Source organism: Dyella psychrodurans (assembly GCF_003363265.1).
Lineage (GTDB): Bacteria > Pseudomonadota > Gammaproteobacteria > Xanthomonadales > Rhodanobacteraceae > Dyella_B > Dyella_B psychrodurans.
On record NZ_QRBF01000005.1, the window covers coordinates 190,571 to 217,281 of the forward strand.

Below are 26,711 nucleotides of genomic sequence, written 5' to 3' on the forward strand. Positions count from 1 at the left end.
TGGGCCTGATCGTCCCCAGCTCACTCACCGACTACGGGGACCCGGGGCGCGCGATGCGCGCACTTTTCAAAAGAGCAAAAGAGCAAAAGAGCAAAAGCCAAAGCAAAGAGCAAAGAGCAAGGAGCAAGGAGCAAGGAGCAAGGAGCAAAGAGCAAGGAGCAAGGAGCAAGGAGCAAGGAGCAAGGAGCAAGGAGCAAGGAGCAAAAAGCAAAGACGCCGTGCACTACTGCGTGCGAGTCCTTCCGGCGCAATGCGCCGGCATCGAGGGCGCGCATAGCGCGCTGCTCTGGCTTCTGCTCTTGATCTTGATCTTGGGGCCCCTTGGACCCGGCGGAGGGATGGAGGATCAGCCCGTAGGGGAGTCGACATGGATGTCGACTCGTTTTTCGTCAGCACAGGATGTGCTGTCGAAAAACCCCGCAATCCCTCCGCGCACTTTGCGGGCAAAGCCCGCAAAGCGGGTACTCGGGGCTGCCCTTTCTTTGGGTTACTTTTCTTTGGGCAAGCAAAGAAAAGTGACCCGGCCGCCGGCAGGCGGTCGGAACGCCCGCCGCGTAGGCGAGCAACCTAGCCTCAACGCTCATACAAAACCCCACGCCACTGGATCCCGGCCTACGCCGGGATGACGACGATGAAGCACAACGCAAGCAGTGAGACGACCAGGCTCCGCCAAAGCACTTTCCAATACCAACGCAACTCAATCACAAGCAAAAGTCACCTTTCGTCCATCATCTTTACCGCACCACAACCCAGCCTTGCATACCTTTCGCTTCCGAAAGACACGCCAGGCAGCTATCGTGCACGTCCATCACCGTGATACCCGCATGACCGACTCCACCACTTCCCCCATAGCAACCACAGAAGCCCCACGCGACACCCTATGGTTGCCGCTGTGCATGCTTGCGCTGTACATCATCTGGGGCTCCACTTACCTGGCCATCCGCATCGCACTGGAAAGCTACCCACCTTTCCTGTTGGCAGGATTCCGTTTCGCATGCGCCGGCGTGTTGTTGCTGAGCGCCTTGCGGCTGCGCGGCGTCGCCATGCCCACCGCGCGTCAGTGGCGCAATGCCGCGTTCACAGGCGTGCTGCTGCTGGGCTTCGGCAATGGTCTGGTGTGTTATGCGGAAGAGAGCGTGAGCTCGGGCATCTCGGCGGTGGCCGTGGCAAGCATGCCTTTGTTTGCTGCACTGTTTACCGGCCTTTATGGCGAGTGGCCATCGCGTCGCGAAACATGGGGCCTGATGATCGGCTTTGTGGGCGTGATCGTGTTGAATCTAGGCAGCAGCCTGTCTGCGTCGCATGTCGGCGCCATGGCATTGCTGGTGGCCGCGGCTGCCTGGGCATTTGGTTCCGTCTGGAGTCGTCGCCAGGATATGCCCGCCGGCCCCATGAACACGGCGGCGCAAATGCTCTGCGGTAGCGTCGCGTTGCTTATCGTGGGATTCACTGGCGGAGAGAGACTGCCGGCGCATCCCAGTCTGCACGCGACACTCGGAGCTGCTTATCTGGTGGTGTTCGGCTCGCTTATCGCCTTCAGCGCATACCTGTACGTGCTCAAGCATGCACGCCCTGCCCTGGCAACCAGCTATGCCTACGTAAACCCGCCTGTCGCGGTGTTGTTCGGCGTCATGTTGCTGGGTGAGAAAGTGGGCCCGTTCGATCTGGTGGGCATGGCGATCATTCTCGTCGGCGTCGTCGCGATCACTCTGGCGAAGCAACGACAAACGCGCTAATCGCGCGAACTTGAGTTCCCGCAGCCGCTATAGCAAAGAGCGCAGGCATTCGCCTGCGCTCTTGATCCATCACAACTCGCGCAACGCCGTCGTCACAGGTAAACGCGCCGCGCGCAACGCCGGGAAAAGCCCGCCGACAAAACCGATCGCCAACGCCCATTTCAAACCTTCCCACATCAGCTCTGGGGTCACTTTGAAGGTAAACGCGAGCTGCCCGGTGGAGCCGGTCGCCAACGTGGAAGCGGTCCAGCCATTGAAGATGAGCCAAGCCAGCAAGCCGCCGATGAGTCCGCCCAGCAGGGCCAGCAGCATGGTTTCCAACATCACGGCTACCACGACCGGCACGCCGCGAAAACCAATCGCGCGCAACGTGGCGATTTCGCGCGCGCGTGCAGCGACGGCCGCGAACATGGTGTTGAGTGCGCCGAAGATGGCGCCGATCGCCATGATCGAACCCACGGTGATGCCCATGATGCGCATCACCTTGCTCATCCCTTCGGATTGCTTGCTGAAGTAGTTGAGCGTGGTGTCCACATCCACTTGCAGGCGCGGATCGGCCGCCAACGCGGCCTTGAACGCATCCATGGCTTTGGCGTCGGTAAGCTTGGCAAACACCGAAGTACGGCTGCTGCCGCGACGATAGGTTTCCGCCACGACGCCTGCATCGCCCCAAATTTCCGAGTCGTACGCATCGCCGGAGGCAAACACGCCCACCACGTTCCAGGTTTGCGTGCCGAGTTTCACTTCATGCCCCGGCTCCAGGCCCACGAACTGCCGCTGCGCACCCTGCCCCACCACCAGTTCGCGCATGCCGGGCTGAAACGCGCGACCCGCGATGATCTTGACGTTGGGGCGCAATGCCCATGCCTGATCGTCGACACCGCGCACCTGCACGCTGCCTTCATCGCCCGGCGCACCATGCTTCACCGGCAGATTGGCCGCCACGACGATCTCACCCGATGCGATCGGCTTGCCCTGCTTGTCGTGCGCAATGCCGGGCTCCTGCTCGATGACCAGAATGCTGTCGCGCGTCAGCACCGAACTGACCTCGCTGGCCGAACCGCCGCGCAACACGATCGCGGTATCGTCGCTGCCGGTCTTACGCAGGGTCTCGCTATAGCCCTCGCCCATCGCCAGCAGCGCCACCAATACACCCACAACGCCGGCGATGCCGATGACGACCACGGACGAGGAACCCAGCCGCTGCCTCAGGGTACTGACACCCACGCTGGTCACCGATGCGGCCTGCCGACCGCGCCGGCTAAGCGCCATCCATGCCGCGAACAGCACCGCCAATACCAGCACTGCATACCATGGCAATTGCACCCAAACGAACAGTGCGACGACCAGGATCACCAACACGAGAAGATTGAAAAGAAAGGTCATGATCTCGACTCCTGTCACCGGCCAGCCAGCGCATCGACAATGTTCAGACGCATGGCCCGCCATGCGGGAATGGCGCCTACCACCACACCTATCGCCAGCATCAACGCGATGCCCAGCAACCAGCTGTCCGCGCCTACCGTGGGCAGATTCAGCATGCCGCCGCTGTTGGCGCTGACGCCGGGAATCAACACCGTCGCCAGACCGATGCCGATCACGCCACCCAGCAACACGAGCAGCACGGATTCGGCCAATACCATCGCCAGGACACCACGATCGGAAAAGCCCAGCGTTTTCAGCACCGCCAATTCCGATGTGCGTTCGCGTACCGCCTGCATCATCGTGTTGCCCGTCAACAGCAGCAGCGTAAAGAACACTGCGCCCATGATCGAACCGACGATCAGGCCGATATCGGCCAACTGCTTCATCCAGGAGGCCGTCGCTGCCGCTTCGGTCTGCGTGCGGGTTTCATGATCGGAATTGGCCGATACGGCATCGATGGCCCTGGCCACCTGGTCCGCCTGATTCACGTCGTTGACGCGCGTGACGTACCAGCCCACCTGGCCATTGTTGTAGCCCTTCAGCACGGCATCGTCGAAATACTTCCAGTGCATCAGGATGATCTGGCCGTAAAAGCTCACGCTCTGTTCCGTGGGGTGCAGGACGCCGACGATGTTGAACTCCCAGTTCTTGCTGCCGTTCTGCTGCGGGAAGATGTTCGATTGCAGCGGAATCTGGTCGCCGATTTTCCAGTGGTATTTCTCCATCAGCTTTTCGCCGACGAGGATGCCCGTGCGCGTGTTCAAAAACGCTTTGCGCGCATCGTCGCTGACCGCCACTTCCGGGTACTGGTCGATGTAGTTGTCGCTGACAGCGAAGGTGAACACCTGATTGTGCGGATCCTGATAGGCCCCGCCGAACCAGTTGGCATAGGCCACCGACTTGACGCCGGGCACGGTGGCGATCTTTCCACCCAAGCCCTGCGGCAGCGTGTCGATGAACGACAGCTTGGAGCCCGTCTGCAAACGTTGCGCGCCGTTGGCGCTTTTGCCCGCCTGATCGAACGACATGCGCACGGCGTCTAGCATGCCGAACAGAAGAAATGCCGCTGCAATCGACACTAGCGTGAGCAGCGTGCGGGTCTTGCGCCGAAACAGCGCAGCCCAGATGAGATGAAAGTATTTCATCATCGTCTCCTCAGGCGATCGCCTGTTCGACCAGGGTGCCCTTGTCCAGATGCAGCGTGTGGTTGGCGTACTCGGCAGCCTTCGGATCATGCGTGACCATCACGATGGTCTTGCCGTGCTCGCGATTGAGCTGACGCAGCAGTCCCAGCACCTCTTCGGCCGATTGACGATCCAGGTCACCGGTGGGCTCGTCGCACACCAGCAAGTTGGGATCCGAAACGATGGCGCGTGCGATCGCCACGCGCTGCTGCTGACCGCCGGAAAGCTCGCTCGGCTTGTGCGACGCACGGTCGGCCAATCCGACCAGTTGCAAGGCAATGGATGCATTCTTGCGACGCTGCGCGCCGGACAACTTGGTCAGAAGCAGCGGCAGCTCGACATTTTTCTGCGCGCTCAACATCGGCATCAGGTTGTAGAACTGGAACACGAAGCCCACGTTCGATGCGCGCCAGCGCGCCAACGTACCCGCGCTGAATTGATCGATGCGCTGCCCTGCAACGGTGATGCTTCCGCCGGTGGGCGTATCAAGACCGCCCATCAGGTTCAACAAGGTGGTCTTGCCCGAGCCCGACGGCCCCATCAGCGCCAGGAAATCGCCCTCGGCAATCTCAAGATTGATGTGATGCAGCACTTCGACTTTCTGCTTTCCGCGTTCATACACTTTGGAGAGATCGCGGATTTCGATCAACGTACTGGTAACCATAACTACATCCTCCCGAGTAGAACTGTCCTCGGCATGCATCGACCAAGCACGCCGCGCATCTTGTTCTCCCTCCCCTGCAAGCAAGGGAGGGAGCAATAGTCTTTACTCCGTTTGCACTTTCACTTCGGAGCCGTCGCGCAAATCATCGGGCGGCGACACCACGACGTTGTCGCCTGCGTTGACGGACGCAGGGATCAGGCGTTTGTCGCCGAAATCTTGTGCCGAAGGCTCGACTGACTGACGGCGCACCTTTCCATCCGACACGATGAAAACGCTGCTGCCGCCATCGCGCTGAACGACGGCCTTGGCTGGCACAAACACGCCCTTGGGACCTTGCGACGCGATGGCCGGTTTGGCTTCGAGGAAGGACACGCGCACACCCATGTCCGGCACGATGCGCGCATCCTTTTTCTCCATCGCCACACGCACTTTCACCGTCGCCTTGCCGCGGTCGGCCGCGGGCACGATGGCGATGACGTGCGCCGGAATCTTCCAATCCGGATAGGCATCCAGCACCGCTTCTGCCGGCATATTCGGCGTGACGCGACCGATGTAGGCCTCGTTGACGTCCACGTCGACTTCGAGCGAATCCATATCGACAATCGTGCCGACACCCGTGCGCGTGAAACCGCCTGTAGAGAATGGCGAGATGATTTCGCCGACCTGCGCATCCTTGGTGGTGATCACGCCATCGAACGGCGCGCGCACGACGCAGTAATCGAAATTCACTTGCGCCTGCACGGCGTTGGCATCGGCCGCCACCGCCTGTTTCTGTTGCGAAACCATTTGCGCGCGCGTGCTGTCGGCGAGCGTACGTGCCTGCTCTGCGACTTGCTTGGACACCAGTCCTTGCTTGGCCAGTGCTTCGTCGCGTGCGGCGTCGCGTAGATTCTGGCCCAACTGGCTCTGGTACTGAGCGACCAGCGCGTGGGCGGCCCGGGCTTGCGCAACCGCCGTATCCAGCGCTGCCTTGTATGCGCTGTCGTCCAGCCGCGCCAGCACCTGGTTTTTCTTGACGCGATCGCCTTCTTCGATCAGCACCTCGGTCAGCGTGCCGGTGATTTGCGCCGACACCGTCGCCTGGCGACGCGCCGTCACGTAACCCGTTGCCTGCAATACCGCCCCTGCTACCGGATCGCTCGCGGCAGCGACAGCCGTGGCGGTGTGCACCGGAATAGTCTTGCGGCCGAGCAACCACCAGCTCGCCGCGCCCAACACAAGCACGACCAGCACGATCGCGGCGACGATCCAGGGCCAGCGGCCCGGTCCGCTGTCGTGGTCTTCGCGGTGCTGGCGTTCGATGCGCAGTTCCTTCAAAAGATCGCTGTTGCTCACCCTGCATGTCCCTTGTGTCGCGATAGACGCACCATAACCATAGTAGGTGGCAAACGAGCCGGCCACGTGCGCTCATCAACTGTTGCCTATGACAGCTGTCATGTCTTACGACGTATGAATTGGCCGCTATTCGACAAGCGCGATTGGCCGTTGATCTTCACGCCCTCGCACTGGCAGGGTGTACCGCTGAGCCAGTTGCATCTCATCACTTACACGACACTGACATTCACTGGAGCCGGTCATGCCGAAACTGCCACGGATTGCCTTCATCCTGATGACCTGCGCTCTGCTGGGCATTTTGCCAAAGCCGGCGAGCGCAACACCTGTCATGACATCTAACTACTGTTCGGCGGCCGAATACCGGCAATTCGACTTCTGGCTCGGCGACTGGGATACCTATCGGATCAAGGACGAAAAAGCGGGCACCGCATCGGTGGCGAGCAACCATGTCACCTCGATACTCGGCGGCTGTGCGCTGCATGAGGTCTACACCCGCAACGATGGTTATACCGGCGAGAGCTTCACCATCTACGACGCAAGCCGCCATGCGTGGCACCAGAGTTGGGTCAGCAATCAGGGAGAACTGAACGTCGTGGAAGGCACGCGGGAAGGAAACCGCATCGTGCTGACGGGCAGCGTGACGGATGCACAGGGCGTGCAACAGCAGCGCGTCACCTGGGAACCGGTGAAGGATGGCGTGCACGAAGTCTGCGTGGGATCGCGTGACGGCGGAAAGACCTGGACGGTATTGTTCGACATCCTGTTTCGCCGCCATGCAGGCGCATGACGACTGGCCGATTGGGTGGCGCGCCGGATAACTGCTAACCTTGTGGGATGCGCTACGTCATCGAAGCTCCTGCTGTTCCCAGCCTTCCGATCATCGGCCGCGAAGAACGCTTTCCCGTGCGCCGCGTGTTTTGCATCGGCCGCAATTACGCCGAACACGCGCGCGAAATGGGCGCGACGGTGGACACCTCCGCACCCATGTTCTTCTGCAAGCCCGCCGACGCGGTGGTGACGGATGGCGCGGATGTGCCCTACCCGTCAGCGACCTCCGATCTGCATCATGAAGTGGAAATGGTGGTGGCTTTGAAAGCTGGCGGCACCGATCTGGATGCCGCCGCGGCTGCATCGGCCATTTTCGGCTATGGCGTCGGCCTCGACCTGACGCGTCGCGACCTGCAGGCCATCGCCAAGGCGAAAAGCCATCCGTGGGACGTGGCCAAGGCCTTTGACCATTCCGCGCCGGTATCCGCGCTGCGTTTGGCGAGCGAAGCATCGCCCAACGCGGACACCGCCATCACTCTTCACATCAACGACACATTGCGCCAGCAGGGCCATCTCGGCGAGATGGTGCATGGCGTTGTCGAGATCATCGTTACGCTCTCCAAGCTGTTCGAGCTCAAGCCTGGCGACCTGATCTTTACCGGCACGCCCGCCGGCGTCGCGGCGCTGCAGCGAGGCGATCGCTACCACGCCGAACTGCAGGGCATCGCTGTACTGGATGGCCGCGTAGTCTGATTCCAGGCTGTATTTACTGCCGCAACACCTCTCTCGATGCGATGCCGGTTGGGTTAAAGTCCCGCAGAGCCGGTCCTCATAGTCCACGTGGCCCGCGCCGGGATCTGTTTGCGCGCCAGACCAGGAAGAGCGAGGGAGCGTATGTCGATACGTAACCGAGCGATGACGCAGGATGGCGGGCAAACAGACCCGGCCCTTCGGGTTGTCACCGAATGGCCGCCATGCGGCAGCGCGCGGCTTGACCTGACAGCCAGTCAGGCGCTACGCCACGCACTACCACCTGACGGCCATTCGGTGACAACGCGGGCTACGTGGACTATGAGGACCGGCTCTCAGACCATCCGGCTCACTACCTCGGGAGATGACACATGGGCATGTTGCAGGAGTTCAAGGAATTTGCGGTACGCGGCAACGTGGTCGACATGGCGGTCGGTATCGTCATCGGCGCGGCGTTCGGCAAGATCGTTACGTCATTGGTCAGCGACGTCATCATGCCGCCCATCGGCTGGCTGACCGGCGGCATCGATTTCTCGGACATGAAGTGGGTGATACGGGCCGCCGACAACAGCAATCCGGCGCACAAGATTCCCGAGGTTGCCATTGCCTATGGCAGCTTCATCAATAGCATCATCGCCTTCGTGATCCTTGCGTTCGCCATCTTCATCCTGGTCAAGGTCGTCAACAAGCTCTACACCAAGGCTGCCGCGGCCACACCGGCGGAAGTGGCGTTGTTGACGGAGATTCGCGATCTGCTGAAAAGCCGGTAATAACTCACGCCTGTGTAGGCGGGCATGACTTTCGGCCTAAGCGTTGCCTGATACGAGCCCCATAATCGGGGTTCGTCATCAGGAGCTCCCATGTACCGCCCCCACCTCACCTTGCTTGCCGCCAGCCTGATGCTGGCCACCGGACTCGCCAGCGCCAAGGATGCGCCCACCACGATTCCCGCGTCCGCCGTGCAGACGGCCATCCAATTGCGCGACAAGGCCATGCATGACGACACCGCCTACAAGGTGGTGGCATCGATGACGACCGAGGTGGGCGCCCGCCTGGCCGGTGGCGTCAACGATCAGCGTGGTCGTGACTGGATGGTCGCGAAGTTCAAGGAACTGGGCTTCGACAAGGTCTACACCGAGCCGGTGACCTATCCGCTATGGGTGCGCCGCAGCGAACACGGTGCCATCGTGGCCCCCTTTCCCCAGCCGCTGACGTTGATGGCGCTGGGCTATTCGGCCGGCACGCCGAAGGGTGGTCTCACGGCGGAAATCGTGCAATTCGCCAGCCTGGATGCGCTGAAAGCAGCCGATCCAGCCAGTGTGAAAGGCAAGATCGTCTACATCGGTGAGCGGATGCAGCGCCACAAGGATGGCCAGGACTATGGCCGGATTGGCTCGCCGATTCGTGTCGAAGGCCCCGTGATCGCGCAGCAAAAGGGCGCCGCCGGTTATCTTCTGCGCTCCGCTGGTACGGACGCCAACAGCCGCACGCCGCACACGGGCGTTACCGGCTTCATGGACCCCGCCAAGGCGATTCCCGCTGCCGCCCTGGCCAATCCGGACGCGGACCAGCTCGAGCGCGTGCTGGCCTATGGCAAGCCGGTCACGGTGAAACTGGACCTGGATTGCGGCATCGAAGGCCAGTACACCGGCGCGAATGTGATCGGCGAGATCACCGGTCGCAAATATCCCGATCAGGTGATCGCCATCGGCGGCCATCTCGATTCCTGGGACCCGGGCACGGGCGCCATCGACGACGGTGCCGGCGTGGCGATTGCCGTCGGTGCCGCCAAGCTGATCCATGATCTGCCGCAGCGCCCCGACCGCACCATCCGCGTGATCGCCTTCGCCAATGAGGAAATGGGCCTGTGGGGCGGCCGTGCCTACGCCGACAAGCACGCATCCGAAGTGAACAAGTTCCAGTTGGGCACCGAATCGGACTTCGGCTCCGGCCCCGTGTGGAAGATGACCGCCAGCGTGAAACCCGAAGCACGCGGCGCCATCGAGCAGATGGCCAAGGTGCTGGCGCCGATCGGCGTGGCCTACGACACGCAGCATCCGGGGGGTGGCGGCTCCGACCTATCGCAGATGCACGGCAAAGGCATGGCCGCGCTCAGCCTGGTGCAGGACGGCACGTATTATTTCGATTGGCACCATACCGCCAACGACACGCTGGACAAAATCGATCCCAAGCAACTGGCGCAGAACGTGGCGGTGTACGCCGTGTTCTCCTACATGGCAGCGCAGGCCGATGGCGACTTTGGCTCCGCGCCAGGCGCCTTTGCACACGATGGGGCTGAGGAATAAGTCAGCGTGCTCGATGCGCGCCCTCTCCTTTCGAGGAGAGGGCGCAACGGTTTACAGCTGCGCGGCCTGCTCACCGGCTTCTTCAGGTGCTTCAAGTGCATCGAGCGCTTGCAGGTTTTCCTTGATACGCGTCATCACATCCATGGCTTGCATCATTTCTTCGTAAGTGACGCCTACCGTGGACTCACGACGCAGTTCGTGGGCAATCTTCTCCATATCGTCGACCACTTCGCTGGCCTGCGCGGTGGTATACAGGCGCCAGGCGCGGCGGTCCTTGGGATCGGGACGGCGCTCGACAAAGCCGGCAGCCTGAAGGCGGTCGATCACGCGTCCCACCGCGATCGGCTCCATCTCAAGGAATTCCGCAAGCTCGGTTTGCCGCAGGCCTTCGCGGTGATGGAGCATCTTGGTGGCGCGCCATTGGGCGCGCGTCAATCCGAATTTGACCGCGCGCCGGTCGAAGTGTTTGCGAAACAGCAAGGTAATGTCGTTGAGCAGATAACCGAAGGAAATGTCTTCCGCTTTAGTCATGATGTGTAGCACTCTTGGTGTCACGTAACCAAGCATATGCCGAAACCAATGCCTGTTTCTGTCATCCAAGTCGACATTACTCGACTGGCATTGGATGCCATCGTGAACGCCGCCAACCCCGGATTGCTTGGCGGTGGGGGCGTGGATGGCGCGATCCACCGGGTTGCCGGTCCGGGCCTTCTGGCGGCCTGCCGTGCGCTGCCGGAAGTGGCGCCCGGCGTGCGCTGCCCCACCGGCGAAGCACGGCTGACGCCCGGTTTCGCACTGCCTGCGCGTTATGTGATTCACACCGTCGGCCCGATATGGCATGGAGGCCATGACGGTGAAGCCGAGCTGCTGGCGCGTTGCTACCGCTCGTGCGTCGCCTTGGCCGTAGAGCACGATGTGCGCAGCATGGCCTTCCCCGCAATCAGCTGCGGCGTCTATGGCTATCCTCCGGAACAAGCCGCGAGCGTGGCCGTCGCCACGCTACGCGATGCGTTGAGCGCACACCCAGAGCTGGACGTGCAGTTATGCTGTTTCGACAGCCGCATGGCGGCGATCTGGCAGCACGCACTCAATCAAGCTTGAAGGGATACAGCGGCGGCAAGGGAGAATCGCCTTCGGTCTCGCTACTGCGATGCCACACAAAGCCATCTGCGAAAACGTCGGCGAGGTCCACCGCCTTTTCCGCCACGCCTCCGGCGAATTGCTGGCGCTGCAAGTGCCCGATCGCGTGTCGCTGCCGGTCCGAAGCCAGTGCCTCCTGGAGTTGCCCCAGATTTTGCAATGCCGGACGCTCGGCACGCGCCCAGTCGAGCAGGCGATGTGCTTGTGCCGCGATGTCGTTGCCGCGCGCCGCTTCGAAGAACGCATGACGAAGCGCACGCATCGATTCGACCGAAGCCGAAACGACGACAGACGTCGATGCACGCTTGCTCCGCCGCAACCACAAGAACGTAACCATACTGAGCACCCACATGCCGATGCTGACGATGGCAATCCAGCGCCAGGGCATCGCGGATGGCGCGGGTGAAGGTGCAGCGTCGACGTGCGCAGCTGCATTGCTGCTTCCTGTCGCAGGCGCAACGGTGGCGGACGCGGTTTGCGTTGATGGCGAAGGTCCCGCAGGTACTGCATTCGCCGCTGGCAATACCGTCAGCGTGCGAGCAGGAACCGTGGCCAGTTGTTTCTGTCCGCTCTGCACATCAAACCAGGTCAAGGTAATGGCTGGAATGGTCAATGTGCCGGTCTGCTGGGGAAAGATCGCAAAACTGCGTTCGCGTCGTCCGGTGAGCCACTGCCCATCGTCGTGCGTCGTATCGGTCGGTTGATCGGGGTAAACCTTTGCATCGTCGATGATCGGCAAGCTGGGTTCCGGCAGCGCGTCGGCACTCAAACCGGTCGCCTGCACACTCATGTGCACATTGATCGGCTGTCCGACATGAACCTGGTTATCCGGGGGCAGCCCTTCGACGCTCAGCGAAAGAGATCTCGCGGGCAGCCATGTCGTGCCACCCCAGTTCGAGGGTGCCGCCTGCACGTCGACGGAAACAGGTGTGGAATCTGCCGTCACCGGCGTGGTGTCACCGAACAGTCCACCCTGACCGAGCAGGCCGCGCGGATCGTTGGGATCGGCCGGATCGACTGCCTCACCCTGAAACTCGACCGAGGGAATGGTCAGCGTTCCCGCGTGGTGCGGAATGATGGCGTAATGCCGCTCGACCACGTGATAACGGCGACCGTTACGTTCGGATTCGTAGTCGATGTCATTGCCAAGTTGTCGCACATCGGCGTTGTCCGGGTGCGGATCGGGCAAGGTGCCGCTGTTCAAATTGACATCGAAAAGAAGACGGACGGTGTAAACCAACTGCTGTCCGACATAGACATGGCCCGGTTCTGTCGTCGTCTCGATGAAGATATCTTTATGACTGTTGCTGCTCGCCGAATTATCCGGCGCGCTGACGTGCAAGGTCAGCGGTGCGGTCTGGCTGCCCGCGACGGTGAGCGGTGGTATGCGAAGATCGCCGACGTGCTTGGGGCGCAAAGCGATGCCAATGATCATTTGCGCGGTCTGTCGGCCGTTGTCTATGGTGAGCGAGCTGTTTTCGGATGTGCCGAGGACTTCGAAGTCGCTGTCGAGCGCGCTGAGGTCCGGGGTGCTTACACTTGTACTGCCGTCGATGCGCAGATTGAGCGTCACAGTCTCGCCAAGATGCGCCTCGCCTCGGTCCAGCGTTGCCTGCACACCGCCGGCCATCGCACTCAATGGAAACAGCAGGCACAACAGCAACCAGCAACGACTCATGGCTCATCTCCATCGACCGGTTGCGCGCCCATGCGCTCGCGGTATTCACGCTCGAACTTCTTGCGCAGCAATGCGCCCGGATCGTCCGGCACGCGCTGCAAGTCACGTCTCACGTCATCGGGCAGTTTCGACAACGGATCATCGCCTTCCACGGCACCCAATTCGTGGCTCCTGGGTGCCTGTGTGCCGCTCTTTTCCATCCTTGCCAGCGCTTGATTCATTTGCTGCTGCAAGCCCTGCTGCGCCTTCGCAGCCTGTGCGCGCTCGGTGGTCGATGCTGCCGCAGGGGTCTGGTTTGATGACAGTTGCCTGGATGGATCGTTGGCCTGCTGTCGAGCTTCAGAACTCGACTGCTTGCTGCTGGATTCTTCGCTTTCCGACCCATTCTTTTCACCTTGCCGCTGGCCGTCCTGTCCTTGGGCTTGCTCGCTTTGGCCCTGCTCCTGCGAACCGCTCCCGTTTTGCTGCTGGCCGGACTGATCGTCCTGTTGACCTTGATTCTGGCTGTTCTGATTCTGGCCGGAACTTCCGCTTTGGCCATTCTGCTGATGGCCCTGTCCACCACCCGATTTCTGCTGCTGTTGCGATGACGCATTCTGTGACTGCTTGCGCATGGCTTCTTCAACCGTTTTGCGGTTGGCGCGCGCATCATCGTTGTGCGGATCTTCCTGCAAAGCACGATCGTAGGCTTTGATGGCCTCTGGATATTTGCCAAGTTTGGCGAATGCGTTGCCGAGGTTGTATTGCGCATCGGAACCTTTGGCACGTTCGAGTGCATTCACCGCAGCTGCGTAGTCCTTCGCGCGATAAGCTGCGGCACCCTGCCAGGCCGGATCTTGCGCCAGTTTCTGGGCCTTGGTCGCATTGCCCTCGCGCAGCGCACTGGCCGCCTGCTGATCGGGTCGTTGCCACCAATCCTGCAAACTGCCTGCATGCGCGTTGCCTGGCACCATCGGCAACAACACCAAAGGCAACATAAGGACCCAACCACGACGAAAGGCCATGGCGACAACGAGCAGCAACGGCAGCAACAGCCAAGGACCTTGATCCTGCCATGCATCGCCATGCAAACCGTTGACCATGGCGTTTTGCTGAGGCAGCTGAAGCTCGGCGTGCAGCGCCGTGGTGTCGCTACTGTCTCCGCTCATCACCGCATAACGGCCGCCGCCTGCCTGGGCGAGTGCGCGCAAGTCCGCATCGTTGCGTCGCGCCACAACCATGTCGCCCTGCTCATTCCGGAGAAAACTGCCGTCCGGTTGCGTAACCGGCGCGCCCTGCTCCGTACCGATGCCGAGCACGGAAACGTGCACACCCGATGCGAGCGCCTTGCGCGCCGCAGCCTGTGATGCCTCATCGGCGTCGTCGGTGATAAGTACGATCGATCCACGGCTTAGCTTCGCGTTGTGGATCAACTCGGCACCCTGCTCGATGGCCTGTGCGCCGTTGTCGCCATCGACCGGCATGACGTCCGGCGCCATGGCGTCGAGCAAGTCGTCGAGGCTGTGGGCATCGCTGGTCAATGGCGCCACCACGAAAGACTGCCCCGCGTAACCGATCAGCGCGTTCAAACCGTCTCGATTGGCGCTCAATAGATCATGTGCCTTGAAGCGCGCACGCTCGATGCGGCTTGGCTGCACGTCCTGCGCAAGCATGTGCTGGGAGAGCGATATCGCCACGACCTGCGCCGCGTGGTCGGTATACATGGGCTCGGCGACGCGGCTCCAGGTGGGTCCGGACAGTGCCAGCACACACAGCGTCCAACCGGTAGCGAGCAAACCCCATGGCAAACGCGCATGGCGTTCGCCACCACTTACCAGATGCGGCAACAGTTCAGCATCGACAAGCTTGCTGAGTTCTCGTTGTGCGGTATGGCTGCGCATACCCAATGCCAGCGCCACGGGCAAACCGAGCAGGCCAAGCAGCCACCACGGTTGCAGGAAGTGGAAGTGATGCAGCACCTCGATCATGCCCGCACCATCCACAGCCTTGGCCACAACATTCCGAGCAGCAAGCAAATCACTGCCGCGGCGAGCGGCACGCGAAACCATTCATGATGCAAGCGCAAGCTTGGACCGTGTTGCGGCATCGGTTCCAGTGCATCGATGGCGCGATAAGCCTCGGCGAGCTGATTGCCATCCGTCGCGCGATAGAACTGCCCGCCTGTTTCATGCGCCATGTAGGTGAGCATGTCTGCATCGAGATCAGCGGACGGATTGACGACGCTGTCCCCGAACAATCCGGGAACGACCATCCTGGTCGCACCCACGCCGATGGTGTAAATGCGCACGCCCGCTGCCTTGGCAGCACGCGCCGCGTCCTTTGGCGAGATGCTTCCGGAATTGTTCACGCCATCCGTGAGCAAGATCACGACGCGTGCCTGTTCGGGTAAGGTGGCCAGGCGGCGCACTGCCACGGCGATGGCATCACCTATCGCGGTTTCGGTGCCGGGCAATCCGACCGAAGCGCTTTGCAATTGCGCGCGCACCGCGTTGAGGTCATAGGTAAGCGGCGTCACCAGATAGGCGTGCGTGCCAAACAGGATCAAACCAAGTTCATCGCCGCCACGGCGCGAGATGAAATCGCCCGCGATGGCCTCCACCGCGCCGAAGCGGCTGAGTTGCTGACCGCCCAGTTGCATGTCCGGTGTCTGCATGCTTCCCGAAAGATCGACCGCCAGCATCATCGCCCTGCCGCTGCGCTCTTGCGCCTGCGGTGGCCCCAGCGTTTGCGGCCGTGCCGCAGCCATGAGCAGGCACAGCCAACCCAGGGCCAGTAACCACGGTGCCGGGGTACGGGCGGGAAAGCGGTCCGCCGCGTTCCAAGACAGCGTTGCGTGCGGCAGTCGGAGCGCCTGACCCGGCAAGATCGGCTTGAGCGCGCGCCAAACCAGCCACGGTAATGGCAGCAGTACGAAAACCCATGGCCATGCAAATTCAGACATGCCTGGGCTCCGTCAGCTTCGTGCTTCGCAGGGCGGACTGCATCCAGCGATGCACGGCCGCTTGCAAACCGTCGCGATCAAATTCCGCGCGCGGCCGGTACATGCGGGTTTCGAGCGTCATCAGCATGTCGAGGGTTGCTTCGTCGACCGGCACCTGGCCCAGGATCTCCCGCCAGCGTTCGCCTTGAACCTGGTGTGCGTCGACGGCGTAGAGACACGCGACACGGCGCAGGAGTTGGTGCAGCGAGGTAGCAAATGCGATGTCGTCGTGCGGATGATGGATGGATATCGCCTGGATTTCAGCAAGCACGCGAGTACGCCAGACGCGCCTGCGGCGAGTGCGGCGGTAAATGAAAAATGCAGCGGCAAGCAGCACGCAAAGCATGCCCAAGAGTACCCACCAACCCGGTGCGGGCGGCCACCATGGCGGCGTGGGCGGGAGGTGGATGTCGCGCAACACCAGGTCATCCGGTCCATGTTGCAGGGAGAGCTTCATCGGCGTCCTCCCGCATCGCGCAGCAAGGCAGACACTGCCTCCAATGGATCGACTGCGGTATCGATGATCCTGCACGGAGCACCCAGCGATTGCGCCATCTGTGCGAGACGTGCCTGCCCGGCGCCCAATCGCTGCTGAAAGTTTTGTCGTTGATGCTCGGATTGCAAGGTGAGATGGTGTCGCTCGCCGGCATGCTCGATCGGATAGTGACCAGCCGGTGCCATCGTCAGTTCAAGCGCATCGGCCACGACCAGTACACGCACGGCTGTGTGGCGCATCATCTCGATCATTCGACGTTGCGCCGCATCGTCCGTGCTCTGGCCGTCGCTGATCAGCAGCACCCGGTTGGCGCTTTGCTGAAGTTTGATGACGTTGCTCAACGCTTCGGAGAGTGTCTGCGAACGATCGGACGGTGCCGCATCGCATCGTGCGATGGCTCCGCATACATCCAGGGCACCACGCACACCTGCGCGGGGACGCTGTAGATGAGCATGCCCGCCAAACGTCATCAGCCCGATTCGCTCGCCAGCTCGTGCGGCATACCACGCCGCGCAGGCCGCGGCCCGCGCCGCTTGCACGGACTTGAAACGCACACGCGTCCCGAACCGCATGCTGGCGTGCTGATCCAGCATGATCAACAGCTGACCCTCACGCTCTTCCTGAAACAGCTTGGTGTGCAGACGGCCGCTGCGTGCGGTAAGGCGCCAATCGAGGCGGCGCACGTCGTCGCCCGGCTGGTACGCGCGCGATTCCGCGTAGTCCATGCCTCGGCCATACAGGCGGCTGGTGTGTGTCCCTACGTGTGTCGCGCGACTGTCCTGGGGCGGCAATCTCACATGCGCGACCCTGTTGCGCAGGGCGATCAGTTCCGACAGCGAGACACGGACACGTCCATCGCCGTCCGCGATGAGTAGAGCACCAGTGTTCACGGCAGTGGTACGAGATCCAGCAAACGATGGATCACCTGTTCGCTGCGCACACCTTCCGCTTCGGCTTCATAACTGAGCAAGACGCGGTGACGCAGCACCTCGTAGACGACGGCGTGTACATCTTCCGGCAACGCGAAATCCCGATCGCTCAACCATGCCTGGGCACGGGCGCAGCGATCCAGTGCAATGGTGGCGCGTGGACTGGCGCCCCATGCAATCCAGCGTTTGAGTTCGGGGCCATAGCGCCCCGCATCGCGCGTCGCCAACACGAGCTGGGTGAGGTATTGCTCGAGCGCGGGGGCCATGTGTATGGCAAGCACGGATTCCCGCGCGGCGAAAACGTCCTCCTGCGTCACGATCGCCGTTGTCGACACTGGGGAGTGCGCGGGCTTGGCGGCCTGTTCACGGGCCAATCGCAGGATGGCCAACTCCGACGCGGCATCGGGATAGCCGATGGTGATATGCATGATGAAGCGATCGAGCTGCGCTTCAGGCAGTGCAAACGTGCCTTCCTGCTCGATCGGGTTCTGCGTGGCCATCACCATGAACAATTCGGGCAAATGCCAGGTGTTGCGCCCGACGGTGATCTGACGCTCGGCCATCGCTTCCAGTAGCGCGGATTGCACTTTCGCGGGAGCACGATTGATCTCGTCCGCCAGCACGATGTTGTGGAACAGCGGACCACGCTCGAATTCAAAACTGCCCGACTGAGGGCGAAATATATCGGTGCCGGTGAGATCGGCCGGCAGCAGATCGGGGGTGAACTGCACTCGATGAAAATCGGCCTCGATGCGCCCGGCAAGGGCCTTTACCGCGGTGGTTTTCGCCAGGCCGGGCGCGCCCTCGACCAGCAGATGTCCGTCCGCCAGCAAGGCGACCAGCAGGCAATCGATGAGGCGCGGCTGGCCGATGATCTGGCGCTTGAGATCGTCGCGCAGACGGGAGAAGGCTTGTTGCAAACGCCCTGGGGCGGAGGTTTGGGGCATGTCCATCCGAAAATCCTGTACTACTTCTTGCCGGTACAGACCACGGCGGGATACGAAAGTTTGGTGGTTTTGGCGCCCTGAAACAAGAAAGGGGTGGCATCTGGCCACCCCATTCTCAAGACCGTGATCGAATATTTCGCTTACTGCAGGCTATCGCTCAGGATGCGCGGCGTAACGAAGATCAGCAGTTCGTCTTTGTCGTTGATCCGCTGGGTACTGCGGAAGAGGACGCCCAAGCCAGGAATGTCGCCCAGACCCGGAACCTTGTAGATCGTGTCCGTCTTGTTCACTTCATAGATGCCGCCGAGCACCACGGTCTGGCCGTTGTCCACAAGCACCGAAGTGTTGAGCGAACGCGTGTCGATGACCGGCACCTGGCCGCTGCCCGGGACGGTGATGTACTTGTCGAGCGAGTCCTTGTTCACGTTGATCGCCAGGAAGACGCGACTGTCGGCAGTGATCGTAGGCGTTACCTTCAGCTCAAGCACTGCATCCTTGAAGGCCACCGTTGCCGTACCGGTGGCGCCACCGCCGCCTACACTGTTCTGGTAGGTCACATAGCCGATTTCCTGACCCTGGCGGATATCCGCTTCCTGCTGGTTGGCGGTGATCACGCGCGGGCTGGAAACCACTTCGCTGCGTCCTTCCAGCTGGGCAGCCTGAAGCTCCAGATCCAGGGCGTAGTTCTTGCCAAGGATCGCGGCAGCAAGTGACGAGGCAGTGCCGGTAGTCGGCGTTGCAGGCAAATTGACAGCCAGTCCACCAGCACCCAACGTAGGCGGATTATTGCTGCCTCCGTTATTACCCTGTGCACCACCGATGGAACTACCAACCTGCAGAACTTGCCCGCTTGGATTGGCGCGATTGCCACTTACACCCCATTGCACACCGAGGTCTCGCTCGAAGTCATCCGTTGCGATCACGATGCGCGACTCGATCAATACCTGCTGAACCGGACGGTCAAGTTCGGCGATGATTGTGCGCAGTTCGACTGTCTTTTCGGCTGTGTCGTTGATCAACAGCGTGTTTGTGCGTATGTCAAACGAAACGCTACCGCGGGTAGAAAGGAACCCGTGATGTTGCGAAGCCGCACCGGTACTGCCACCGGCGATGCCTTGTAGACTGCCCGTAGTTAGCAGTTTCGCGATGTCCTGGGCCTTGCCATAGCTGATTGGCACATAAGTGGTAACCAGCGGGGCCGTGTCTTCCGCCTTGAAGCGCGCATCAGCGAGGCTTTGCTCATAGTCAGCAAGTTCCTTCTGCGGCGCAATCCAGATCACGTTTCCGTCGCGGCGCTTGTCCAGATCCTTGGCGCGCAGGATCACATCCAACGCCTGATCCCACGGCACGTTAACCAGACGCAATGTCACGCTTCCGCCAACCGTATCCGAGGCGACCAGATTCAGACCCGACACATCCGCAAGCAGCTGCAGTGCCGAACGAACCGGGATGTCCTGGAAATTGAATGTCACGCGGTTGCCCGTGTACGCCGGCTCCGCGCCCGGTCCCAGCTTGTCCGTCTTGGTGTCGTGCTTCTTCGGCGTCACCTCTACGACGTACTGATCGGCGGTCTGGTACGAAGACGTCTCCACATCACCACTGAAGGCGATATCCAGGTGCGCTCCGTTAGGTGTAGAGCGAGGCGTGATCGACTGCACCGGCGTAGCGAAGTCCAGCACATTCAGTCGCTGAGCCTGGCTTGCCGGCAACTGGGCATTCTCGACATCGACCGCAATATTGTTGTCGGAGCGGTGCATGTTTGCATTCGCACCCGATCCGTTGAAGTTGATCAGGACACGACCACCGCCGTTGGCGCCGCGCTGGAAGTCAATATTAGTGATCGACGGACCATTCATCGCCGACGGCAACGCCTTGGACGGATCGATGGTCGAGGCCGTCGTGATCGGTTGCGCCGCCACGCCATTGTTCACGACCATTACGAGGCTGTTGCCTTCGACATGCGACTTGTAAGACGAAGCCTGCATCAGCTCGACCACAACACGGGTACGCCCACCGGCCGATACCGCCGAAACACCGCTGGTCGTGCCCGTGCCAATGTCTTGATGACGCGCGGCGTCATTAGCTGTATCCGGGAAATCGATAGCGATGCGCGGTGGCTTGTCCGTGGTGAATATGCTCGGCTGCGGAACCTGGCTGCTGTCGAAGTTCATGCGCAATTCGACGCGGCCGCCAGGCAAAGTCTTGTAGGTGATGTTTTGCAGCGTGCTGGTCGCAGCAGCGGCATTTGCCCACGCTGCGGCTCCCAGCACCATGATGGCCATCAGGCAACGGCTCGCCAGGTGCATGGCACGGCTCCGGACTGGTTTGATTGGATTGGTCATTGCATCAGCCCCTGTCATCCTATTTCGCGCTGAGCGCGATGCTGGCCGGACGTTCCATCCAGCCGCCATTGCCGTTGGAAACCAATTCGACCAGATCGACCCTGTCACTGCTGATGGCAGTGATCCGGCCATAGTTCTGGCCCATGTATTCATTCGCGTGCACACGATGGATCACACCGCCCGGATCCTTGACCAAGGCCTCCATGCTGGCACCGCTACCGATCGTGCCCACCATCTTCAGGCTATCCAGCGAGAACGCTTCCAGCGGTTGGCGGGCACGCCCCTCGTCCGGCCGAGGGCCGTTGTTTTCATTGAGCTCGTCCGCGCTAGGACTGAACGGATCGCGCTTTTCCTGGTCGTTGTAAATGAAGGTCTCGAACGTTTTGATAACCGGCAGAGGCGGAATCGGAGCACCACGTTTGGCCTTCTCCTGCGCCACCCAGTCGTGCAGATCGGATTGACCGCTGCAGCCGGCAAGCACTGCCGCCACACCGGCCAGCAGAAACAATTTGGCCAGTCCCGTTGGCTTGATGGCAGTCATGATTTTCATTTCTGCCCTCCCGGCCGCTGGGTCTTAGCTTTGTTGCCGGTCTCACCGGTTTCCGAATCCTCGAGGTAACGGTACGTTTTCACCGTCCCCTGCAACACAAGCAACTGGTTCGGAGCGGGCTCAGCACCCTTGCCTGGCGGGTTCAACGGCGTCAGGGAGACGTCGTGCATCGTGAGAATCACCACGCGAGGAAGTGACGCCACACCACTGATGAAGGAACCGAACTGATGATAGGTGCCGATCATCTTCAGCTGAATCGGCTTCTCCGCGTAGAAATCCTTCGGAACCTCGGTGCCCGGCTGGAACAGCTCCTGCTGCAGACCCGCCGAAAGCGCGGTCTGTGACACATCGACCAACAATTCGGGCATTTCCGTCTTGCTTGGCAATTGGCGCAACAACTGGCGCAGCATGTCCTTCATCTCGTCCAGCTGCTGCTGCAAGGCCTCAAGATTGACGGACTTGGCCTGTTTTTCCGAGAACTCTTTCTTCAGCTGCTCTTCTTTGCCAGACAGGTTGTTGAGCGTGTTCTGTTGATCGCTGATCACCGTGTACCAGCCGATGAACATGATCAGCAAGAACAACAGCACCGTGAAGAAGGTCTTGACCGACTTCGGCCAGCCACCGATGTTGTTGCGATCAAGACTGCGCAGATCGTCAAGGAGTTTCATTATTTGTCCCCTCCCTTGGCTGGCGCACTGCCCGTTTTGGCGGGAGCGAGCGTAGTTACAGGGAGGGTCTTCTCGGCGGCTTTGAGCTGCGCGGCCGCCGATGCGGCAGCGGCGCTGGTGCTCGACGAAGCCGGCGCCGAGGACGAGCCTTGGCCAGCGCCGTCATCCTTGGGCTTGGAGAGCGCGACAGTCAGGCCGAAGCTATAGGGCATACGCGAAGCATCGTGACTGTTTTCGGTTTTGCTGAGATCAGCCTGCCCCATCCACGGTGAGGTCTCGATGTTGCGCATGTATTCGGCGACGCTTGCGTTCGACTGCGCAACACCATTGAGCACCATCTGATCGCCGTTCTGCTTGATCGAAGTCAGACGCCCACTTGCAGGGATCGTCTTAACGAGCTCGTCGAACAGGTGCACCATCTGCGAACGATTGGCCTGCAACTGCTCGATGATCTGTTTGCGCGCCAGCAACTGAGCCCTGACTTTCTCCAGATCCTTGATCTTCTCCAGGCGTACATCCACCTGTTTGATCTGATCCTGCAGATAGGCATTGCGCTCATTCTGATTGTCGACGCGCATGTCCATCCAGAGCCACCAGAACAGCATGAGCCCGAAAGCGACCAACGCGGCAGCGCCGAGCTGCATGAAGAACTCACGCTGCCGTATCTTGCGGCGTTCGGCACGCCAGGGAAGTAGGTTGATGCGTGCCATCAGTCGAAACTCCTCATGGCGAGTCCGACTGCGATCATCAGCGCAGGCGCATCCTGGGTCAGCGATTGCGCCTGAACTCGGTTGGACAGCGACATGCGCGCGAGCGGGTTGGCCACGATGCAGGGCAGCCCGAGCTGCTCTTCCAGCATCGAGGTAATACCCTCGATCGATGCACAACCGCCCGCGAGTACGACCTGATCAACCTTGCTGAATTCGCTGCCGGCGTAGAAGAACTGAAGCAGACGGCTGATCTGCTGCACCAAAGATTCCTTGAACGGCTGCAACGCTTCGGTTTCGTAGGATTCCGGCAGACCGCCCTTGCGCTTGGCGCGCCCGGCTTCCTCGTAGGAAAGACCATAGCGACGCATGATTTCGTCGGTCAGCTGCTTGCCGCCGAAGACCTGTTCGCGCGAGTAGATAGTGCGCTGATTCTTGAGCACCGACAGCGTGGTCATGGTGGCGCCGACGTCGACCACCGCGACCAGCGCATCGCGACCGACGTTCAACTGATCGGCGATCAGCGTGAAGGCGTTTTCCATCGCGAACGCCTCGACATCGATCACCTGCGCGGCAAGGCCGCCCAGATCCAGCGCGGCGACGCGCATGTCCACGTTCTCGGTGCGCGATGCCGCCAGCAGCACATTGTTCATTTCAGGGTTGTCGCGCACCGGACCGAGCACCTCGAAGTCGAGGCTGACTTCTTCGATCGGATACGGGATGTACTGATTGGCCTCGACCTGGATCTGTCCTTCCAGATCTTCATCGGAAAGTTCGGCCGCCATCGGCACGATGCGCGTGATGACCGCCGAGCCCGCGACGGCAGCCGCAGCGTGCTTGAGCTTGGCGCCCGAGCGCGCCAGCGCACGGCGAATGGCTTCGCCGACGGCTTCCACCTCGACGATGTTTTTCTCGACGACGGCATTAGGGGGCAGTGGCTCAATCGCGTAGTGCTCCACGCGATAGCGGCCACCGGCTTGACTGAGCTGCAGCAGCTTGACGGCAGTCGAACTAATGTCGACACCGATCAGCGGCGGCTTCTTGGGTGTGAAGAGCCCCACGATGATTCCCCCTTGACCCCTGGTGCTTCCGCCAGTAACTGGCAGGACTGCCGGGCCATTAGATCCAAAAATTAACGCAATAGCAACGGCCTACGCGATCTTCTTCGAGACTTTTGACGTGATGGCCTGCACATTTGGGCCAACCCGTCCAGATGCCGCGATTAAGGTTTTGCTAATCCGTCGCTCATGCCGGCCATACTGCTACATCTATACTCTGGGCTGTTTTGACTCAGGTCTCGCCTTGGGATGCTCCGATTCATTCCAGGCGAGTGGCATGATGTCCGCAGAGCTCGCCGCTGCACGGCGACCCGGTTAGCGAGGCTTGCGGACATCACCCCATCGCCTTCAAATTCAACACGTTGGGTGCGGCCACGCCTGCCCGCACCCTTCGGCTTAGCCGCTTGACAGGCAGCCAGTCCGATTGTGCCCATGGTCCTGTGACCGCAAACGGACGGAGCCGATCACATTTTGAGCAGAATGAATCAGAGCACCCCCAACCTCATGACGCGAATTCTGAAAGCCCTCCTGCGCTGGCTGCTCATCCTGGGCTTCAGCGGACTCCTGCTGATCGCCGCCGCGGCCGGAGTGGCCTACTGGTTGGTTTCCCCCCGCCTCCCCTCGGTTGCGGTCCTTAAGGACTACCACATGCAGGTGCCGCTGCGGGTGATCACCGCCGACGGCAAGCTGATCGCGACCTTTGGCGAAACTCGCCGCATCCCGGTTTCCATCGACCAGGTTCCGGACATGGTCAAGCATGCCGTGCTGTCCGCCGAGGATGCCGACTTCTACAGCCACCCGGGCATCGATTGGCGCGGCATCACGCGCGCGGGTTTCCATGTGCTGGCCTCCGGCGGCAACAAGACCCAGGGCGGATCGACCATCACCCAGCAGGTGGCGCGCAACTTTTTCCTGAGCCCGGAAAAGCTGTATTCGCGCAAGCTCATAGAGATGTTCATCGCGCTTCGTATTGAAGGCGAGCTCAGCAAAGACCAGATCCTGGAGCTCTATCTCAACAAGATGTTCCTGGGACATCGTTCCTATGGGGTGGCCGCAGCCGCCGAGTACTACTACGGCAAGCGGCTGGACCAGCTCACCGTGGCCCAGTGCGCGGCGATCGCATCGACCTTCCAACTGCCCTCGGCGGTGAACCCTCTGACCAACACCTCGCGGTTGATCGCGCGACGTAATTGGGTGATCGGCCAGATGCTCGAGCACAAGTACATCAACCAGGCCCAGTACCAGGAAGCGATCAAGGCACCTGACGATGCCGCGCCGCACGAGCAGCCGATCCAGGTGGATGCGCCTTACCTGGCCGAAATGGCTCGCCTCCAGGCACTGGATCGGCTGGGCAACGACGCGCTCACTGAAGGTTACGTCGTCAAGACCACCTTGGTCAGCACTCGTCAGGAAGCGGCAGTCGCGGCGGTGCGCGATGGGCTGTCCATCTACGACCACCGCCACGGATGGCGCGGACCGGAAGCGCATGAAGAGCTTTCGCCAGGCGCCAGCGAGGCCGATTACAACAGCCTGCTTTCCAGCTACACCGACGTCGCCAGCATGACGCCGGGATTGGTCATTGCTTCGAACGCGAGCGAAGCTTCGGTGTACCTGCTGGATCATCAGACGATTAAGCTGGGCCTCGCCGCGATGGATTGGGCACATCCCTATATCAACGAAAGCCGTGTCGGCGCCGCCCCGAAATCGGTGAGCGAAGTGCTCAAGGCTGGCGACGTCATCCGCGTGATCCGCGATGACAAGGGCAACTGGCAGCTCACGCAGATACCCAAGGCGCAGGCCGCGCTTGTATCGCTCGATCCGGAAAACGGCGCCATCCAGTCGCTTGTCGGCGGCTTCAACTTCCAGCGCAGCAAGTTCAACCGCGCCGTGATGGCCGCGCGCCAGCCAGGTTCGAGCTTCAAGCCTTTTATCTACTCGTCTGCGTTTGAGCGAGGCTTCACGGCTGCGTCGATCGTCAACGACGCACCGCTAGCTCTGCCCGATCCTTCCCAGCCGAATGGCCTGTGGACCCCCAGCAACGACGACAACAAGTTCGCCGGCCCGATGCGACTGCGCGAAGCACTCATCGAATCCAAGAATCTGGTTTCCGTGCGATTGCTCGATGCCATCGGGGTTCGCTACGCGCGCGATTACGTGACCCGCTTTGGATTCCCGCTCGATGCGTTGCCGAACAACCTGTCGATGGCACTGGGCACGGCCTCGGTATCGCCGCTGAGCATGGCGCGCGGTTATGCCGTGTTTGCCAATGGCGGCTACCTGATTACACCGTATTTCATCAACGAGATTGATGATCGCGACGGCAAGCCGGTCTATGTCGCCAACCCCGCGCGCGCCTGCGCCGATTGCCAGGCCCGGTTGCTGCAGAACAGCCCGCCTGCCCCGCCGCCGGCAAGCATGCTCACCAACGGCGTCGCCGCGGCAAACTCGTCAACCACACCTGCACCGGCGACCAGTGTCGCCATGACGGGCGAAACCGCACTACCCGCGGACGTGCACAGCAGCGGCGAGGCTGCGCCTGTGCTGGCACCTCACGTGATCGATATCCGCAACGACTACCTCGTCACCTCGCTGATGAAGGATGTGATCACCTCTCCCATGGGCACAGGCTACGCGGCCAAGGTGCTCAATCGTCCCGATCTGGCAGGCAAAACCGGCTCCACGAACGATCATCGCGATGCCTGGTTTGTGGGCTTCAACGGCGATCTGACCACCGCGGTCTGGCTGGGTTTTGACGACTTCTCTCCGCTAGGCAAAGGTGAATTCGGCGCAAAAGCCGCGTTGCCGGTCTGGATCGATTACATGGGCGACGCCCTCAAAGGCTTGCCGATGAAAGACCTTCCGATGCCGCCGGGCATCACGACCGTGCAAATCAATCGCGAGAGCGGCCTGCCCACTGCCGCTGGCGACCCGGATGCCATGTCGGAGATATTCAAGGTCGAGGACGTGGACCGCCTGCACAACCAGGCCCTGCAGCAACAGCAACAAAACCAGGACCAACAACAGGCTAACGACATTTTCTAAAATTTT

Annotated in this window: 24 protein-coding genes; 8 read left to right on the forward strand and 16 right to left on the reverse strand. The window is 61.2% G+C overall.

Annotation, left to right across the window (positions count from 1 at the left end; all coding sequences use genetic code 11):
- The first annotated feature begins 824 nt into the window (after window positions 1-824).
- On the forward strand, window positions 825-1,736 hold the full coding sequence (yedA, locus tag DWU99_RS14115; RefSeq protein ID WP_115478710.1) for a drug/metabolite exporter YedA: 912 nt from the start codon (window positions 825-827) through the stop codon (window positions 1,734-1,736).
- A 69-nt stretch (window positions 1,737-1,805) separates the two neighbouring features.
- On the opposite strand, the gene DWU99_RS14120 is transcribed toward yedA, so the two are convergent.
- The 4 genes from DWU99_RS14120 to DWU99_RS14135 all read right to left on the reverse strand — a co-directional run bounded on the left by DWU99_RS14120 (window position 1,806) and on the right by DWU99_RS14135 (window position 6,344).
- The gene (locus tag DWU99_RS14120) at window positions 1,806-3,122 is read right to left on the reverse strand and encodes an ABC transporter permease (RefSeq protein WP_199535804.1); all 1,317 of its coding nucleotides are present in this window, start codon (window positions 3,120-3,122) and stop codon (window positions 1,806-1,808) included.
- 14 nt (window positions 3,123-3,136) lie between these two features.
- Window positions 3,137-4,306 (reverse strand): ABC transporter permease, encoded by a 1,170-nt coding sequence (locus DWU99_RS14125; RefSeq protein WP_115478711.1) that lies wholly within the window; start codon window positions 4,304-4,306, stop codon window positions 3,137-3,139.
- Between the two features lie 10 nt (window positions 4,307-4,316).
- Window positions 4,317-5,009, reverse strand: coding sequence for an ABC transporter ATP-binding protein (locus DWU99_RS14130; protein ID WP_115478712.1), 693 nt, complete (start codon window positions 5,007-5,009; stop codon window positions 4,317-4,319).
- A 102-nt stretch (window positions 5,010-5,111) separates the two neighbouring features.
- Window positions 5,112-6,344 carry an efflux RND transporter periplasmic adaptor subunit gene (locus DWU99_RS14135; RefSeq protein WP_115478713.1) on the reverse strand — a complete coding sequence of 411 codons (1,233 nt, stop codon included), beginning with the start codon at window positions 6,342-6,344 and terminating at the stop codon, window positions 5,112-5,114.
- A gap of 66 nt (window positions 6,345-6,410) precedes the next feature.
- Between DWU99_RS14135 and DWU99_RS14140 the strand changes: the two genes are divergently transcribed.
- The 5 genes from DWU99_RS14140 (at window position 6,411) to DWU99_RS14160 (ending at window position 10,168) form a co-directional block, all read left to right on the forward strand.
- Window positions 6,411-6,683: a hypothetical protein gene (locus DWU99_RS14140; protein WP_158543290.1), complete on the forward strand. Its 273-nt coding sequence runs from the start codon at window positions 6,411-6,413 to the stop codon at window positions 6,681-6,683.
- Window positions 6,673-7,131, forward strand: coding sequence for a hypothetical protein (locus DWU99_RS14145; protein ID WP_115478715.1), 459 nt, complete (start codon window positions 6,673-6,675; stop codon window positions 7,129-7,131). Before DWU99_RS14140 ends, DWU99_RS14145 begins: the two co-directional genes overlap by 11 nt.
- A gap of 47 nt (window positions 7,132-7,178) precedes the next feature.
- Complete coding sequence (locus DWU99_RS14150; protein ID WP_115478716.1) at window positions 7,179-7,865, forward strand: fumarylacetoacetate hydrolase family protein; 687 nt, start codon at window positions 7,179-7,181, stop codon at window positions 7,863-7,865.
- Window positions 7,866-8,233: 368 nt separating this feature from the next.
- Window positions 8,234-8,632: a large-conductance mechanosensitive channel protein MscL gene (mscL, locus tag DWU99_RS14155; RefSeq protein ID WP_115478717.1), complete on the forward strand. Its 399-nt coding sequence runs from the start codon at window positions 8,234-8,236 to the stop codon at window positions 8,630-8,632.
- 90 nt (window positions 8,633-8,722) lie between these two features.
- Window positions 8,723-10,168 (forward strand): M20/M25/M40 family metallo-hydrolase, encoded by a 1,446-nt coding sequence (locus DWU99_RS14160; RefSeq protein ID WP_115478718.1) that lies wholly within the window; start codon window positions 8,723-8,725, stop codon window positions 10,166-10,168.
- Window positions 10,169-10,219: 51 nt separating this feature from the next.
- On the opposite strand, the gene DWU99_RS14165 is transcribed toward DWU99_RS14160, so the two are convergent.
- Window positions 10,220-10,699, reverse strand: coding sequence for a MarR family winged helix-turn-helix transcriptional regulator (locus DWU99_RS14165; protein ID WP_115478719.1), 480 nt, complete (start codon window positions 10,697-10,699; stop codon window positions 10,220-10,222).
- 48 nt (window positions 10,700-10,747) lie between these two features.
- Between DWU99_RS14165 and DWU99_RS14170 the strand changes: the two genes are divergently transcribed.
- Entirely contained in the window at window positions 10,748-11,269 is a 522-nt protein-coding gene (locus DWU99_RS14170; protein ID WP_115478720.1) for an O-acetyl-ADP-ribose deacetylase, read from the forward strand.
- Here DWU99_RS14170 and DWU99_RS14175 read toward each other — a convergent pair.
- The 11 genes from DWU99_RS14175 to DWU99_RS14225 form a co-directional block, all read right to left on the reverse strand.
- Window positions 11,256-12,986 (reverse strand): BatD family protein, encoded by a 1,731-nt coding sequence (locus DWU99_RS14175; RefSeq protein WP_115478721.1) that lies wholly within the window; start codon window positions 12,984-12,986, stop codon window positions 11,256-11,258. The two genes, DWU99_RS14170 and DWU99_RS14175, sit on opposite strands and share 14 nt — an antisense overlap.
- Window positions 12,983-14,980 carry a tetratricopeptide repeat protein gene (locus tag DWU99_RS14180; protein ID WP_325048475.1) on the reverse strand — a complete coding sequence of 666 codons (1,998 nt, stop codon included), beginning with the start codon at window positions 14,978-14,980 and terminating at the stop codon, window positions 12,983-12,985. Before DWU99_RS14180 ends, DWU99_RS14175 begins: the two co-directional genes overlap by 4 nt.
- Window positions 14,950-15,927, reverse strand: coding sequence for a VWA domain-containing protein (locus DWU99_RS14185; protein ID WP_115478722.1), 978 nt, complete (start codon window positions 15,925-15,927; stop codon window positions 14,950-14,952). The genes DWU99_RS14180 and DWU99_RS14185 overlap by 31 nt, the downstream gene beginning before the upstream one ends.
- A complete protein-coding gene (locus DWU99_RS14190) occupies window positions 15,920-16,423 on the reverse strand; it encodes a DUF4381 family protein (RefSeq protein ID WP_115478723.1) in 504 nt (167 codons plus the stop codon). The genes DWU99_RS14185 and DWU99_RS14190 overlap by 8 nt, the downstream gene beginning before the upstream one ends.
- Window positions 16,420-17,352 carry a DUF58 domain-containing protein gene (locus DWU99_RS14195; protein ID WP_115478724.1) on the reverse strand — a complete coding sequence of 311 codons (933 nt, stop codon included), beginning with the start codon at window positions 17,350-17,352 and terminating at the stop codon, window positions 16,420-16,422. Before DWU99_RS14195 ends, DWU99_RS14190 begins: the two co-directional genes overlap by 4 nt.
- Complete coding sequence (locus DWU99_RS14200) at window positions 17,349-18,344, reverse strand: AAA family ATPase (RefSeq protein WP_115478725.1); 996 nt, start codon at window positions 18,342-18,344, stop codon at window positions 17,349-17,351. Before DWU99_RS14200 ends, DWU99_RS14195 begins: the two co-directional genes overlap by 4 nt.
- Window positions 18,345-18,478: 134 nt before the next feature.
- Complete coding sequence (locus DWU99_RS14205; protein WP_115478726.1) at window positions 18,479-20,644, reverse strand: type IV pilus secretin PilQ; 2,166 nt, start codon at window positions 20,642-20,644, stop codon at window positions 18,479-18,481.
- A gap of 55 nt (window positions 20,645-20,699) precedes the next feature.
- Entirely contained in the window at window positions 20,700-21,230 is a 531-nt protein-coding gene (locus DWU99_RS14210) for a pilus assembly protein PilP (protein ID WP_115478727.1), read from the reverse strand.
- Entirely contained in the window at window positions 21,227-21,901 is a 675-nt protein-coding gene (locus tag DWU99_RS14215) for a type IV pilus inner membrane component PilO (protein WP_425476821.1), read from the reverse strand. The genes DWU99_RS14210 and DWU99_RS14215 overlap by 4 nt, the downstream gene beginning before the upstream one ends.
- Entirely contained in the window at window positions 21,898-22,608 is a 711-nt protein-coding gene (locus DWU99_RS14220; protein WP_115478729.1) for a PilN domain-containing protein, read from the reverse strand. Before DWU99_RS14220 ends, DWU99_RS14215 begins: the two co-directional genes overlap by 4 nt.
- On the reverse strand, window positions 22,608-23,666 hold the full coding sequence (locus DWU99_RS14225; protein ID WP_115478730.1) for a pilus assembly protein PilM: 1,059 nt from the start codon (window positions 23,664-23,666) through the stop codon (window positions 22,608-22,610). Before DWU99_RS14225 ends, DWU99_RS14220 begins: the two co-directional genes overlap by 1 nt.
- Window positions 23,667-24,143: 477 nt before the next feature.
- Between DWU99_RS14225 and DWU99_RS14230 the strand changes: the two genes are divergently transcribed.
- Window positions 24,144-26,705, forward strand: a complete 2,562-nt coding sequence (locus tag DWU99_RS14230; protein WP_233511146.1) for a penicillin-binding protein 1A — start codon at window positions 24,144-24,146, stop codon at window positions 26,703-26,705.
- The last annotated feature ends 6 nt before the right edge of the window (window positions 26,706-26,711 follow it).